Source organism: Methanobrevibacter ruminantium M1, from assembly GCF_000024185.1.
Lineage (GTDB): Archaea > Methanobacteriota > Methanobacteria > Methanobacteriales > Methanobacteriaceae > Methanobrevibacter > Methanobrevibacter ruminantium.
Genome location: NC_013790.1, coordinates 2,045,001 through 2,059,835 on the forward strand (window position 1 = coordinate 2,045,001; position 14,835 = coordinate 2,059,835).

A 14,835-nucleotide genomic window follows, 5' to 3' on the forward strand; every position below is an offset into this window, starting at 1 on the left:
ATTTCTTCAACAGCTTCCTTATCAACGTCATCAAGCTCTCCTACAGGATCATCATAATTTCTATCTTGAACTGCAGCAAATCTTGCAAGGTAGTCAAATACCTTTACAGCAGTTTCAGGGAATACATAGGTAGGAATTCCATTATCCCTTAAGACATCGTTAGCATTTTCAAATATAGGTCCACCCATGTTAACAGCAATGACCGGCTTGTCAAATCCACTTGCACCTTCAACAAGTGCATCGGCAATTCCATCAGCATCTGCAGATGCAGTAGGACATACCATGACAACCAATCCGTCAACATCATCAGAATCTAAAACAGCTTCTAAAGATTCCTTATATCTTATAACAGGAGCGTCACCTAAAACATCAATAGGGTTTTTAATACTTCCCTCTTCAGGAACTGCCTCTTTAAGTCTTGCATTGGTCTTCTCATCAAATTTAACTAAATCCAAATTATATCTTTCCATAGCATCTACAGACAATACTCCTCCACCACCTGCATTTGTAATGATGGCAAGGTTACGTCCAGTAGGCAATGGACATTTGGAGAATGCCAAACCGACATCAAACAATTCATCCATAGTTGTTACTCTAAATACACCAGATTGCTTGAATGCTGTGTCAAACGCAATGTCACTACCTGCCAATGCACCGGTATGTGAGGATGCAGCTTCAGCACCAGCAGAACTGGAACCGGATTTCAAGATAATGACCGGTTTCTTATAGGACACTTTTCTTAAGGTTCTAACGAAGTCGTCATCTTCAGTGATTGATTCTAAGTAACAGATAACCACCGCAGTCTCATCGTCATATGATAAGTATTCGATAAGCTCGATTTCGGTTGTTCCAGCCTTGTTTCCTAAACTGATAATCTTACTGAAACCAATTCCGGAAGTTACGCTCCAATCGATAATAGCTACCATCATAGCTCCACTTTGGGAAATGAATGCAATATTTCCTTCAGGAGGCATGATCTGTGAAAATGAAGCATTTAATGGAGTGTGTGAATCGGTGATACCTAAACTGTTAGGACCAATAATATTTATGCCATATTTTTCTCCTAAAGCTACAAGCTGGTTTTCTCTTTCCACACCGTCTCCGCCAATTTCCTTAAATCCTGCAGTGATGACTACCATGTTTTTAACGCCGAATTCACCACATTCTTCAACGACAGGGTTTACTAAAACACTAGGAATGGAAACAATTACAAGGTCGGGTACCTCTGGTAAGTCAGATACATTTTTATATGCTTTTAATCCTTGAATTTCATCATCTTTAGGGTTAATTGGATATATATTTCCTTTAAAACCATCATTGATCATATTATTTACAATAATATAACCAACTTTTCCTTCAGAGTTGGAAGCTCCAACAATAGCAACAGAGTCTGGATTAAACATCTTATTAAGATCAGTCATAGATTTTAACTCCTTTGTCTAATTAATTTTAAATTTTAACAATTTTAATAATCCTTAACGATTAGAAGATTTTATTAAAATTATGCATACTAAAATAATTACTATTTAGATTTCAAACATGAAATTCACATGTGAAAAATAATAATTTTATAATATAATATAGTATATGTATTTTATCATATTTATAATGATAAATAATTAAGAATTATTTTAATGTTTATTTTACTTTAAAATTAATATTATTTATATATTTCTAAAAAATTTTTGTTTATGATATATGAAACTGTTTTATAAATATAAAATTAATTATGGGTCAAAAATAAACAAAATTATTAAAATTTATATTAAAATCAATAATTGAATAAAAAATTAATAAAAAATTGAATATCTAATTGGATAAAAATTGGATAAAAAAAAGAATATCTGATTGGATAAAAAAAGAAAAATCCATTAAAAAAAAAAAAAAAGTAGATTAAAATTAATCACTTACTTCAATGCCTAATGATATAAGCTTATCTCTAATTTCATCAGACAAATCATACTTCTTTTCAGCTCTTAATTTTAAACGAACATCAGCAATTATATCTAACAATTCCGCTTCATTTCCACTGGTTTCGTCCTTATAAACAAAGAAATCGATACCTAAAATTTGGCTAATGTCCTTAAACCAGTGTTTAATTGCTAAAAGATCATCTATAATCAAATCATCTTCTTCTAAGTCCTTATTTGATTGCTTTATAAATGAGAAAATTGCAGCAATTGCCTTTGGAGTGCTGAAATCATCATCCATACTTGTGAAAAACTCATTTACTCCTTCTTTTAAGGCAGGGTAATTTGATTTGAAATAATCAAAATTGATTAATTCTTCATCAAATTCATTTTCTTCCAATTCTGCTAATTTAAGAAGGTCTTCAGAGAGATTTCCCTTTTCAAATATGTCATTTATTTTCTCATCAAGATTTTCAAGATAATTCTTGATTCTAGAGACATTCCTTTCAGCCTGATGCAAGCTTACTTCACTGAAGTCAATTGGGCTCCTATAATGGGTTAAAAGAACAAATAGCCTAAAAGTGTCTCCAGAGTATTCCTTCAATAATTCTCTGATTGTAATGAAATTACCAAGAGACTTAGACATCTTTTCTCCTGAAACATTTAAGAATCCTGTATGCATCCAATATTGAACAAGAGGCTCCTTGCCAGAGACAGCTTCCATTTGAGCAATCTCAGAGTCATGGTGAGGGAAAATAAGGTCAAGTCCTCCTCCATGAATGTCATATTGAGGGCCAAAGTACTTTTCAGTGATTGCAGTATCTTCAATATGCCAGCCAGGTCTTCCTTTACCCCAAGGGGAATCCCAAACAGGTTCTCCTGCATATTCTGGAGCTTCCCTATTTTTCCATAAGGCAAAGTCATGTGGACTTTTCTTGGAACTGTCAATATCTATCCTATGGGTTTCTAAATCTTCCAATTTACGATTGGACAATTTTCCATAATCTTCAAACTTGGCAACTTCAAAGTAGACTCCAGTTTCAGTAACATAAGCATATCCCTTATCTATAAGCCTTTGGATCTGATCTAAGATTTCTTCTATGTGGTCAGTTGCCCTTGCAAAATAGTTTACGCTTGTAACATTTAATGCAGCCATATCTTCTATAAATCTCTTTTCAAACTTCTCAGCTAAGTATTTAGAATCTATGCCGCTTTCTTTTGCACGATTAATAATCTTATCATCAATATCTGTAATGTTTTGCAAGTAGAATACTGAATATCCCTTAAATTCAAGATACCTCTTGATTGTATCAAAGGATATGTAGGTCCTTCCATGACCTATATGAGCATCATCATAAACTGTAGGGCCACATACAAAGAGTTTGATCTTATCTGCGAATAATGTGTTCAACTCTCCTTTTTCCCTTGTCATTGTACTATAAATTTCCATTATATCTCCTTAAAACTAATTTTAATAAAAATAGGATAAAAATAACTATTTAAACATAATCTAACTAAATCAACGAAAATAATTATCTAAACATAATCTAACTAAATCAATGAAAATAACTATGTAAACATAATCTAACTAAATCAATGAAAATAACTATGTAAACATAATCTAACTAAATCAATGAAAATAACTATTTAAACATGATTTGAAATAATTAAATAAAATTTTAAAAAATACCTTATTAAATATAAAAATATGGCTGAAATTAGTTAAAATAAAGTCAAATCAACTAATATTCCAGCAATAGATAAAAAAAATAATATTATAATAAATGTGCCTCTGAACCTAAACATGCTTGGCAATCTGCAGGCATATGTCCTTTTTCCTTATGGATTTGACAGATTACGTCTTCTGTTTTGATTCTTTTACATATATAACAGGTACGTGGAATTATATCAAATTTGGTTGCGGTACCATCATTTAAGTCATTAGCAAATTCTTGAATCAATGCCTTAACATCATCATTAAACCCAATTCCGCTGCCTCTTTTATCAGTTAAATACTGGGATACAGCTGGTTGAGTAATATCCATTAATTCAGATATCTTTTTCTGTTTCATGCCTAATTTTAATAAGTCTTTAGCTAATTCAGATCTTATGGCTGGTATGATATACCATACTACCATTTCACAAGGTGGTTTCATAAAATACCTCCTAATCGCTTAATATTTTTTATATCATTAATATACATTTAACGTATAAAACAAATAATGAAGACCAATCATTCATCTTCAATAATATTATTCAACTTATAAAAAGACTTTTCATCAGCGCCCTTAAATACCTCTTCAACTTTAGGGTCATGACTAAATTCAACATGATCGATATCGTGAAAGTGGCTTAGAATATTGATTCTTTTTTCAAGCTCTTCCTGACGTTCGAAAAGCAAATCAATAGCTGATGAGACAGGGTCTGGGAATTCGTGCTCTAAATCCAAAACACATTTACGGTCTTCATGAATGATTCTGCTTGGAACACCAACTGCTGTAGCTCCCCTTGGAACATCCTGCAATACGACTGCTCCAGCTCCAATTTTAGAGGAACATCCTAATGTAATGTTTCCTAAAACCTTTGCTCCGGAGCCTATTACAACAGCATCTTCAACAGTAGGGTGTCTTTTTCCTTTGCTTAAACTTGTTCCACCAAGAACGACTCCTTGGTAAATCAAAACATCATCACCAACAATAGTTGTCTCACCGATTACAATTCCCATTCCATGATCAATAAACACTCTTTTTCCTATTTGAGCACCAGGGTGGATTTCAATTCCTGTGAGGAATCTTGAAATCTGTGAGAAGAATCTTCCCCAAAATGGCAAATTATGAGTCCAAAGCCAATGATTCCATCTGTGCAAAAGAATAGCCCATATTCCAGGATAACAGCAAAGAATCTCTAAGCTACTTCTTGCAGCAGGGTCTCTTGCTTTTGCAGCTTGCAGATCATCTTTTAAATCATCAAACATAATTTCACCATCTTTTTAAAGAATCTTATCTAAAATAAAACTTTATTGAATTTTAATTTAAAATACATTTTTATTTTAAATAATTCACTATTGTTATTAGAATATTCATATATTTATAACTAATTTAATATAAACTTAACACAAGTTATATAATAACAAAGTTATATTTTATCGCTCTTAATATATAAACTATTTTAAAAATAATTATTTAAGGAGATATAAATTATAAAAATAGTTTTAAAAATGATTTTAAAAAATAAAATATACTATTGTTTCAATAAGAAAAAAATAATAAGATATTCCTATTTCAATAAGAAAAAATAATAATATGCTCCTATTTCAATAAGAAAAAAAATAAATAAAAGTTTATTTTTTAAAATAAAACTCTTAAAAATGATTTAAACAAATAAACCAATATTTAAGAGTTATTTATAAATAAAAAAATTAGAATAAGTCTCCAAAGACCCATTCAGTAGACAAGTATCTCTCACCAGTGTCTGGCAAGATAACTACAATAGTTTTTCCTTTGTTTTCAGGACGTTTAGCAAGCTCTAATCCGGCCCAAGTAGCTGCACCTGAAGATATACCTGTAAAGATACCTTCTTCTCTTGCAAGTCTAAGAAGAGTGTTTCCAGCGTCTTCATCCTTAACTGGAACGACCTCATCAATTAGGTCCACATCCAATACATCTGGAACGAAACCTGGTCCGATACCTTGGATTTTATGAGGTCCTTTTTCTCCTTTTCCTAAAGTCTGAGAACTTGCAGGCTCTACAGCAACTGCCTTAAATTCAGCCTTTAAAGGCTTAATGTATTGAGCAATACCTGTTACAGTTCCGCCGGTTCCAGCTGCAGATACGACAATATCCACTTCACCATCAGTGTCCCTCCAGATTTCAGGACCTGTAGTCAATCTGTGTATTTCAGAGTTTGCCTTGTTTTCAAACTGCTGTGGCATAAATGAATTTGGAGTGCTTTCAGCCAACTCTTTAGCCTTAGCAATAGCTCCGCCCATACCTTCACTACCTGGAGTGAGGACAATTTCAGCACCGAAGACTGCTAAAAGCTTTCTTCTTTCAATAGACATGGTCTCAGGCATGGTTAAAATTAATTTATAGCCTTTTGCAGCTGCTACAAAGGAAAGACCAATACCAGTGTTACCGCTGGTAGGTTCAATAATTACTGAATCTTCCTTAAGCAATCCGTCTTTCTCTGCAGTTTCAATTAAGTTTACTGCTATACGATCTTTAATACTACTTACAGGATTAAAAGATTCTACTTTTACAAGCACTTCTGCTTCTAATCCTTCTGTTAATCTGTTTAATCTTACAAGAGGAGTGTTTCCAATAGCTTCAGTCATATCGTTAGCTATGCCTCTTTTTAGTTCTGGAATATTCACCATAATAATCACACCATAATAATTTTATAATAAAAATAATCATTTGACTTAGAAATAGATAATTATATACATTTTCAATACTAAATCAATAATTATATATTAAATTCATATTTTATATTTAAATTTAATATTAATTTGCCAATTAATATTTATACAAAATCACATTTTTAATATTTGTTATCATAAAGAATTTTAGGCTTTATATAAAATTTATATAATTTATATAGAATTTAATATAATTTTTAATATCAGCAAAAAAATGTTTTAGAGCTTTAATCGCTTAATTTACAATGATATATTAAGTTATATGATTAGGACATAATATTTCTTAAATTGAATTTAAGAAACTTGAATTAATAAGATATTTAATTTCTTGATTAAAAATTCTAAAACAAACTTTTACTGATATAAAAAAATAACAATTGTTATATTTTAACGATTGTTATATTATAGTTGATTATGATAGTATATAAATATTTCTATGAAAACAGAGATTTTTAATAAGATAAATTGAAAATATATCTTTAAATGGGGATAAATGCACCCTCTAAAAATATTTAATCTTAAAAAAAAGGATTAATTTCCATTTAAAAATCTTAAAAAAGATGATAAAATGACTCTCTTTAAATACATTATAACTTCAAGCCCTATTGGAGAAATAACAATCATTTGGAGGAAAAAACCACAATTCCAAATTGAAGAAATTATTATTTCCAATCCAAATCAGACATCATCACAAATAGCTAAAGAAAAATACGAAAAAGAAGGAGAATTAGCTATTAATAAAAAGTCAAAACAATTAAATAAGGTCTTAAGGGAAATGGAGAATTACTTTAATGAAAAGGACTATAAATTCTCCCTTAAATATCTTAATCTAGATAAATTAAAACCATTTCAAAGAGCTGTGCTTGAAGCTGAATTCAAGACTGAAAAAGGAACTGTAAATACCTATAAAGACCTTGCAAAGGAAATTGGAAGTCCTAAAGCATATAGGGCAGTTGGAAGTGCACTTGCTAAAAATCCATTTCCAATCATCATTCCATGCCATAGAACAGTAAAAGGAGATAGGACAATTGGAGGATTCAGCGGATTTGCAGGAGGTCTTGAATCTAAGAAAACACTTCTTGAATTGGATGGTTTAATGATTCAAGGCAAAAAAATAGTTGGAGATAGTCCTATAATTTCACTGGATAAGACTTCTCAAACAAAACTGGTTTAAAAACAATAAGTAAAGTAGATACGACTATCAAACAAAACTGGTTTAAAAACAATAAGTAAAGTAGATACGACTATCAAACAAAACTGGTTTAAAAACAATAAGTAAAGTAAATACGATTTCTCAAAAAAAAGTTTAATGGCTTGATACTATTCTAATTTACTCACATCATAGTCACAAAGATCACTAATAGGACATTTATCACATTGAGGGCCAATAGGCCTGCAGATAGTCTGACCAAACTGAACCATCAAATCATTCAAGTCAACCCATAAGTCCTTTGGAACCTTTTCCATTAAAACCTGTTCGGTTTCCTCTGGATCCTTTGTATCAGCAATTCCCCACCTGTTGGATATTCTATGAACATGAGTATCAACAGGAATAGCTGCATCCTGGAATGCAAAAACAATCACACAATTAGCTGTTTTTCTCCCTACACCTGGAAGCTTTAGCATCTCATCCATTTCTCTTGGAACTTCCCCGCCATATTGGTCTATCAATATCCTTGAAACCTCTAAAATACGAGCTGCCTTTACCCTATAAAATCCTGCAGGCTTGATTAGCTCTTGAACATGCTCAACAGGAGCATCAGCAACTGCGTAAATATCTGGATAAACTTCAAATAAAGCGTTTGCAGCTTGATCTGTATTTTCATCCCTTGTCCTTTGAGATAAAATTGTTCTAATCAATACCTTGTATGGGTCATGGTCATGAAAAGTACGGATAGTATAAACTTCATTTAATCTCCTAAAGATCTCTCTTATTTTCTCTTCATCATTCATTTTAAATCCTCTCATTATTTATTTAAGCTCCAAATCTATTCCAATCTCTGCCATAGCCTCTATAAAATTAGGGAATGAAACATCAAAGCATTCGCCATTTTCCACTTCAACATCATGTTTCAATCCAATCAATGAAAATGCCATAGCCAATCTATGGTCTCCATGAGACTCTACAATTCCATCTGAAATTGTATTTCCGTAGATAGTCATTCCATCTTCAAATTCCTCAAGTTTGCATCCTAATTTTTCAAGTTCCCTGCATGTAGTATCTATCCTATCGGTTTCCTTTAATCTGCCATGCTTTACTCCAGATATGGTTGTTTTTCCTTCTGCAAGTGCTCCAAGAACCGCTACAGTAAGGAGTAAGTCTGGAGCATTTGATAGGTTTACATCAATTCCCTTTAAGTTTCCATCAGACCTTAAAGAAACATAATCATCAAAAACAGTGACATTTGCACCCATTTCCTCTAAAATATCCAGAATTAACTTATCTCCCTGCTTGGAATCAGCGAATAAGTTTTGAACTCTTATATATCCACCTGCAATAGCTGTTGCTGCAAGCAAATAAGATGCAGATGAGAAATCTCCTTCAACAATATAATCACTTGCAATGTATTTTTGAGGCTTTACAATGAATTTAACCCCCAAACAATCAGTATGTTCTTTCTTGCAGGTTTCATGGAATTGATACTCTTCCTCTTCAACGGATATTCCGAATTTTTCCAAAATGGAAATGGTCATGTCAACATAAGGCTTTGATACAAATTCAGGATAAACCTCAAGCTCCACACCATTCTCAGATAAAGGAGCAGAAATAAGAATGGAAGAGATAAATTGAGAGCTGATGCTTCCCAAAATGTCTGTCTGTCCTCCTTCATATCCTGGATAAATCTTAAGAGGAGCCTTATTGTTTTCATTCAATGACTCTATCTTAACACCTAAAGTCTCCAATGCATCAATCAATGCACCCATAGGCCTTGTCTTAAGTGAATCGTCACCTGTAAATATCACTTCATTGTCAGATAAGGCTGCTACGCTTGTCATGATTCTAAGTGTGGTTCCAGAGTTTGCAAGATCAATCATGTCAGAAGAAGGGTCGTCACTAACATTATGCAATTTACCCCCAGTTCCATAAACTTCCAAATAGTCAACTGTCTGACTTTTATCTCCCTTTAAGATGATTTCTTTCTTTTTATCTATCCTTGCCCCAAGGGCTTCACATGCCCTAATGGTTGATAGGACATCTTCAGAGTACAATACATCAAAGAGCTTGGATTTGCCTTCAGATAAAGAGGCAAGAATAACTGCCCTATGACTATAGCTTTTAGAGGATGGCGCTTTAACAGTTCCATTGATTTTAGAAAAGTTTTTTATTTTAAGATTCATTTATTACAATCCTTTGATTAATTTCCTATTATAATTAATCCTTTTTTAAATTAAATATTTCTTATTAATATTTATGATTAATATTATAATTAAATCTTTATCAAAAATTTAAAAAAACTAGAAAATAATAAAAGCAAAAAAATAAGAAAAAATAGGTAAAATAAAAAGCTTAAAAAAGTAAAAAGAGCCTATCTCAAGCAAAATGAGATAAAAATTTTGGTCAAGGTTATTTGGCCGAAGGCCAAAAAAGCTTGAGTTAAAAATCCATAAAATACCTAACAACAGTAAAGACTCCAAGCGCCAAACTTATTGTAAATCCTACAAAACCAAGCAAAGGCAGTCCAAAGAGCTTTGGCCCTGCCTCAACCATCATTGCCAATGAAGAACCTATAACAAGAGCAGCAATAATGATAGCAAGGGAAATCTGGTTAGTTATCTCACTTATCTGCTTGACTTCAATATTTATAGTCAGCTCCCCTTCATCAACCTTATAGAAGGTTTTTGAAACAAGGCTTGGCAATGCTCTTAGCATATGCTCAACAGTGAAAAAGGTGTTCCTAGCATTATGAACCATTTTCTTAGGATTATACTTTTGAATCATAAGCTTGCGGGCAAATGGCTTAATGATTTCTACAATATCAATATCTGGATCTAAACTCAAACCAATATTTTCAACCATTGACAATCCTCTTGCCATTAGAACAAACTCATTTGGCAACATCACATCATATTTTTGCATTAAAAAGAGCAAATCCTCAATAACACCATTAAAACGACTGAGCTCTACCCCATAATACTTTGCAAATAAGTCGTTAAGGTCACCTTTTAAAATGCTAATGTCTGTTTTAACATTTAGAATATTCATATAAATTAACTGATTGATTAGCCCATCAATGTCACGATTTGAGAAACAAATCATCAATTCAGCCAAATCTTGTCTGAAGTTTTCATCAAGAACTCCCATCATTCCAAAATCAATGAAACATATGGAATTGTCATCTGTAATGAAAATATTTCCAGGATGAGGGTCTGCATGGAAAAATCCGTCAAGGAAAATTTGTTTAAAATAAGCACGAACCATCCTATCTGCAATGAGTATCTTATTATATTTTGGATCATCCCCTGCAATAACTTCAGATAATTTGACCCCATCAACATATTCCATAGTCAAGACTCTTTCAGAGGAATAGTCTGGATAAATAGTTGGAACAATGATCTTATCATTATGAATGAAATTGTCTCTTAAATGTCTGATGTTCATCAGTTCATTGTCAAAATCCATTTCCTTATGAATGGACCTGTCAAATTCCTTAACGACAGCGGGAAGATTAAGATGCTTAAAGGTGGTATTGAATCTGTCTGATTCATTAGCAAGGAATTTCATTATATTCAAGTCAGTTTCAACGATTTCTTGAACATTGGTTTTTTGTACCTTAACCGCTACCCTTTCGCCACTATGCAGTTTAGCCTCATGGACTTGAGCGATTGAAGCTGTAGCAAGGGCTGTATCGGAAAACTCTGTAAAAAAATCTTTTAGATTTCCTCCAAGATCCTCTTCGATAATTACCTTAATTTCCTCAAAGTCAATAGGAGGATTATCATCATGGAGCTGTGAAAGTTCTTCGCTGATTCTCTCTCCAACCAAATCAGGCCTTGTGCTTAACAATTGGCCAAATTTGATAAATGTGGTTCCAAGCTCTTGCAATGTCAATCTTAATCTTTCTGGAAAGTCTTCCTTTAATAATTCTTTATTTTCTGATCCACTTCTAAATGGGCTTATCCTATTACGGGTGGTTTGGCCTAAAACCTTATCCATATCATATTTCCTAAGAATTTTTACAATTTCATCAAAACGTGATAATGTCTTTCTTTGCATGATAAGCACCTTATTGAAGTTTATTTGAATAATAGATTATTAAATATTTATCTTAATATTTATCAGAAACCATATGATTAAATGGGATTTAAATAAAACACTTTAGAACCAATTAATTTTATTCATTGAATTATTTTTATTTCATTAACTTAAATTTCATTAAAGAAAAATTAATAAATTGCATTTTTAATTATTATATTTTCATATTAATATTTGATTTAGTAATAATATAAACTTATCTAAAATAATAAAATAGTTAAAAAATATAAATAAATGACCATTTAAAGGCAAAAATATAATTTTATGTCAGAACTTAGTTTATTTATTTGCTAAATCTAAAGTCCTCTCATCCCTATTTCCATCAAAATACTTTTCTAAAACCAAAGAAAAGACCTCATTATCACTAACCAATTCAAATAAAGTCATGGAACTCTTTAGCTTCTTGCTGTCAGTAGACCCAAATATCTCTATAGGGTCATCAGTCTCCAAATCCAATAATTTTTGAGAAATTTTTATTAGATTATTGCTTAAATACTCATTTTCCATATATTCCTTTGCTTCTTCAAGACCGTCAATTCCATAATATCTGGAAGTGGAACTATGGCCTAAGCCTTTGATTTGAGGAAATATATACCACATATAGTGATTTCTCTTTCTACCATTGTTGATTTCTCTAAAAGCCATGTCATAATCTTCTTTTTGTGCTTCTATAAACCTATCAAGACTCATAATTCTCCCCCAATGATTTTAGTAGAATTTACTAGATTCTACAAGATTTTAATAGATTTTAATAGATTTCAGTAGATTTTAAGATAAATAATTATAAAAACTTATATCTTAAAATCCTTCTAAAAGTCTATAAAAACTTGTCTTCAAATTTAATTAAAACATTCAAAAGCCTATAATCCAACCTATGAATTGATTTATATGCAATATTCCTAGGAACTTCCCAGTATGCAGCTGCAATAGGTCCTGCAATAGCAGCCATTGTATCTGCATCTCCTCCTAAAGAAACAGTGTTTCTAATGGTGTCTTCAAAGTCATCGGCCTCTAAAAAGCAGATGATTGATTCTGGAACACATCCTGCACAGGAAACATCAAACTTATAGCCTGGCCTTATCTCATCAACTGTTCTATCCAAGTCATAATCATATCTTATTTCAATATGCTCCTTAATTTCTTCCTTAGATGAACCTATCCTTGCCAAATAAATGGCATCTGCAGTGGCAAGAGCTCCTTTGATTCCTTCAGGATGATTATGAGTAACCTCAGAAGACAGCCTAGCCAATTGTTGAACTTCCTCCAGGCTCTCTCCAGCCCATGCAACAGGAGATACTCTCATGGCAGAGCCATTTCCCCAGCTTCCATAAGGCAATGGATTCTCTGACAGCACCCACTGCATAAACATTCTTCCATATCCTGCATTAGGATATTTCTGACCATAAAACTTTAATTTTTGAATTAATACATCTCTTGAATTCTTATCTTCAATTAACCAATCTGCAATCGCTAAAGTCATGACAGTATCGTCTGTAAAATGAGATTTTTTATTAAAAAGAGAAAAGTCTTTAGTTTTAATTGGATGAAACTCGTGAGTAGATCCAATTATGTCTCCGGCAATTGCTCCTATGATTCCTTTCATATTAAACCCCCTAAATTTAATATTTATTTTAATTGTGATTAATTCATTAATTTATCACTATTAATATTATGTGCATCGGAATATATAAAATCATCTTTTTTGATTGTTGGGGAGCCCTTAAAACAGATAATCCCTTGAAAATAAGGTTAAACAAATCTTTTTAATTCATAATGTCAATAATCACACCATCAATATCATCAATATTAACCCATGTAGTGATTCCCTTATATTCCACATAATAATCATCATAATACTCGCGAGTAACCTTCTTATTGTCACTGACAAGATAAACTGAATCTCCATCTATATCAGCAACCCTTTTACAGATAGGGCCATACTCTGAAGAGTTTGCTGAAACAAGGTTTCCAACGTGAATATTATGACTCTTATTCACCAAGACCTTATCTCCACTTTTTATGGTAGGAAGCATGGAATCTCCTTCAGTTGTAAAAATAACTGGAATTTCATCCTCTCCAATTACAGAATCCACATTAATCTTGACATCATCTGCACCATACTCAGAGCATATGTTCCTTATTCCATCCTTTAATGTAGTTATATTGGCTTTAGGATCTTCCATAACCTCAAATGTATAATCTATAATCTCATCATTTAAGTTATCCACATCAATGGTAGGATTTAAACTATAAAAGCTTACAGAGACATTTTCTCCATCGTTGTAAAGGTCTACGCTATCAAATGTTGGAACATACTCAAAGAGATCAAATTCTTTTTTAAAACCATCATTTAAAGCGCCATGATTAAAATCAAGATAAAAAATAGTTGGATTAAGTTGATTATCAGTTAATGGGTCAGCGTCAACTGCTGCAACAGCAGATAAGCCAAGTAAGGCAATCAACATCAAAATAAAAATGATTCTTTTAGACATTTCTCTACCCCAATACAATTATAAATATTTCTTTATTTGTAAATGAGGGGTATAAATAATTTTTTAAAAAATTCTTCAAAGATGAAAAATCCTTTAATTATCTTAATAAGATGGATATAAATTGATGAAAAAAATTCTTGAATTGCCTTAAGAAAGATAAAAATTGATGAAAAAAAATTCTTGAATTGCCTTAAGAAAGATAAAAATTGATGAAAATTATTGATATTAAATAAAAAAAAAGAATTAAAAGAATTAATAAGAGTTTACTAATTCAATAAATAAATTTACAGTATCTTCAACAGTCATTTCAGCACGTTCACTGACTTCGGAAAGGTCAGATTCCCATAAGCTAATTTTACCCATTGGAGTTACCAAAAATCCAAACTTAGGATTTTTCTTAACCAAATCTGTTTTAAGCAAAGGATATTCATTTAAGAGATCCATATATTTTGTTTTGCTAGTAATTTCAACCATAATATCACTTAAACATATCTTTTAAAATACTTATTTTTAAAGATTTTGTCACTAAAATAGGGTAAAAAGTAAAATTGGGATAGCTAGATAAAAATAGAAAATAAGAATAAAAAAAAGAAAATAAGAATAAAAAATGATTCCAATAAATGATTAGAGAAAACATCTGAAATGATTAAAAATATAATGGAAAATGAAAAAGAGTTTAAATTATATTTAGGGGCCTGAATTTTTTTATGTATGAAATCGTTCAGATTTTCTATATTTTTATTCATTACCCTATAAAAATGT

Annotated in this window: 13 protein-coding genes (1 of these 13 cut by a window edge); 1 reads left to right on the forward strand and 12 read right to left on the reverse strand. The window is 31.6% G+C overall.

Features of this window, described 5'->3' with window-relative positions; all coding sequences use genetic code 11:
- From MRU_RS07865 to cysK, 5 genes are all read right to left on the reverse strand, one after another.
- Nucleotides 1–1,421: the 5' portion of an acetate--CoA ligase family protein gene (locus MRU_RS07865; RefSeq protein WP_012956369.1), read on the reverse strand. The gene continues 679 nt to the left of window position 1, outside the view; the window shows 1,421 of its 2,100 coding nt (coding positions 1–1,421); its start codon is at nt 1,419–1,421; the stop codon falls past the left edge of the window.
- Between the two features lie 478 nt (nt 1,422–1,899).
- Nucleotides 1,900–3,360, reverse strand: coding sequence for a cysteine--tRNA ligase (cysS, locus tag MRU_RS07870; RefSeq protein WP_083777649.1), 1,461 nt, complete (start codon nt 3,358–3,360; stop codon nt 1,900–1,902).
- 325 nt (nt 3,361–3,685) lie between these two features.
- Nucleotides 3,686–4,066, reverse strand: a complete 381-nt coding sequence (locus MRU_RS07875; protein ID WP_012956371.1) for a transcriptional regulator — start codon at nt 4,064–4,066, stop codon at nt 3,686–3,688.
- A 77-nt stretch (nt 4,067–4,143) separates the two neighbouring features.
- Complete coding sequence (gene cysE / locus MRU_RS07880) at nt 4,144–4,884, reverse strand: serine O-acetyltransferase (protein ID WP_012956372.1); 741 nt, start codon at nt 4,882–4,884, stop codon at nt 4,144–4,146.
- Nucleotides 4,885–5,328: 444 nt separating this feature from the next.
- The gene (gene cysK, locus MRU_RS07885) at nt 5,329–6,285 is read right to left on the reverse strand and encodes a cysteine synthase A (protein WP_012956373.1); all 957 of its coding nucleotides are present in this window, start codon (nt 6,283–6,285) and stop codon (nt 5,329–5,331) included.
- A 610-nt stretch (nt 6,286–6,895) separates the two neighbouring features.
- On the opposite strand from cysK, the gene MRU_RS07890 reads away from it, so the two are divergent.
- Nucleotides 6,896–7,501 carry a methylated-DNA--[protein]-cysteine S-methyltransferase gene (locus MRU_RS07890; protein ID WP_012956374.1) on the forward strand — a complete coding sequence of 202 codons (606 nt, stop codon included), beginning with the start codon at nt 6,896–6,898 and terminating at the stop codon, nt 7,499–7,501.
- Between the two features lie 146 nt (nt 7,502–7,647).
- On the opposite strand, the gene MRU_RS07895 is transcribed toward MRU_RS07890, so the two are convergent.
- The 7 genes from MRU_RS07895 to MRU_RS07925 form a co-directional block, all read right to left on the reverse strand.
- Nucleotides 7,648–8,295: an endonuclease III domain-containing protein gene (locus MRU_RS07895; protein ID WP_012956375.1), complete on the reverse strand. Its 648-nt coding sequence runs from the start codon at nt 8,293–8,295 to the stop codon at nt 7,648–7,650.
- A gap of 3 nt (nt 8,296–8,298) precedes the next feature.
- Nucleotides 8,299–9,666 (reverse strand): 3-phosphoshikimate 1-carboxyvinyltransferase, encoded by a 1,368-nt coding sequence (gene aroA / locus MRU_RS07900; RefSeq protein ID WP_012956376.1) that lies wholly within the window; start codon nt 9,664–9,666, stop codon nt 8,299–8,301.
- Nucleotides 9,667–9,922: 256 nt separating this feature from the next.
- On the reverse strand, nt 9,923–11,542 hold the full coding sequence (locus tag MRU_RS07905) for an ABC1 kinase family protein (protein ID WP_012956377.1): 1,620 nt from the start codon (nt 11,540–11,542) through the stop codon (nt 9,923–9,925).
- A gap of 318 nt (nt 11,543–11,860) precedes the next feature.
- Nucleotides 11,861–12,271 carry a DUF1810 domain-containing protein gene (locus tag MRU_RS07910; RefSeq protein ID WP_012956378.1) on the reverse strand — a complete coding sequence of 137 codons (411 nt, stop codon included), beginning with the start codon at nt 12,269–12,271 and terminating at the stop codon, nt 11,861–11,863.
- Between the two features lie 127 nt (nt 12,272–12,398).
- On the reverse strand, nt 12,399–13,184 hold the full coding sequence (locus MRU_RS07915; protein ID WP_012956379.1) for an ADP-ribosylglycohydrolase family protein: 786 nt from the start codon (nt 13,182–13,184) through the stop codon (nt 12,399–12,401).
- Between the two features lie 160 nt (nt 13,185–13,344).
- A complete protein-coding gene (locus MRU_RS07920; protein ID WP_012956380.1) occupies nt 13,345–14,073 on the reverse strand; it encodes a S24/S26 family peptidase in 729 nt (242 codons plus the stop codon).
- A 252-nt stretch (nt 14,074–14,325) separates the two neighbouring features.
- Nucleotides 14,326–14,547 (reverse strand): hypothetical protein, encoded by a 222-nt coding sequence (locus MRU_RS07925; protein WP_012956381.1) that lies wholly within the window; start codon nt 14,545–14,547, stop codon nt 14,326–14,328.
- Nucleotides 14,548–14,835 lie beyond the last annotated feature (288 nt).

What these genes read in the sequence shown, in the direction of transcription:
- MRU_RS07910 (WP_012956378.1), bottom strand. Translation starts at nt 12,271, where the DNA reads ATGAGTCTTGATAGGTTTATAGAAGCACAAAAAGAAGATTATGACATG.
- MRU_RS07915 (WP_012956379.1), bottom strand. Translation starts at nt 13,184, where the DNA reads ATGAAAGGAATCATAGGAGCAATTGCCGGAGACATAATTGGATCTACT.
- aroA (WP_012956376.1), bottom strand. Translation starts at nt 9,666, where the DNA reads ATGAATCTTAAAATAAAAAACTTTTCTAAAATCAATGGAACTGTTAAA.
- MRU_RS07905 (WP_012956377.1), bottom strand. Translation starts at nt 11,542, where the DNA reads ATGCAAAGAAAGACATTATCACGTTTTGATGAAATTGTAAAAATTCTT.
- MRU_RS07895 (WP_012956375.1), bottom strand. Translation starts at nt 8,295, where the DNA reads ATGAGAGGATTTAAAATGAATGATGAAGAGAAAATAAGAGAGATCTTT.
- MRU_RS07925 (WP_012956381.1), bottom strand. Translation starts at nt 14,547, where the DNA reads ATGGTTGAAATTACTAGCAAAACAAAATATATGGATCTCTTAAATGAA.
- MRU_RS07890 (WP_012956374.1), top strand. Translation starts at nt 6,896, where the DNA reads ATGACTCTCTTTAAATACATTATAACTTCAAGCCCTATTGGAGAAATA.
- cysE (WP_012956372.1), bottom strand. Translation starts at nt 4,884, where the DNA reads ATGTTTGATGATTTAAAAGATGATCTGCAAGCTGCAAAAGCAAGAGAC.
- MRU_RS07920 (WP_012956380.1), bottom strand. Translation starts at nt 14,073, where the DNA reads ATGTCTAAAAGAATCATTTTTATTTTGATGTTGATTGCCTTACTTGGC.
- cysS (WP_083777649.1), bottom strand. Translation starts at nt 3,360, where the DNA reads ATGGAAATTTATAGTACAATGACAAGGGAAAAAGGAGAGTTGAACACA.
- cysK (WP_012956373.1), bottom strand. Translation starts at nt 6,285, where the DNA reads ATGGTGAATATTCCAGAACTAAAAAGAGGCATAGCTAACGATATGACT.
- MRU_RS07875 (WP_012956371.1), bottom strand. Translation starts at nt 4,066, where the DNA reads ATGAAACCACCTTGTGAAATGGTAGTATGGTATATCATACCAGCCATA.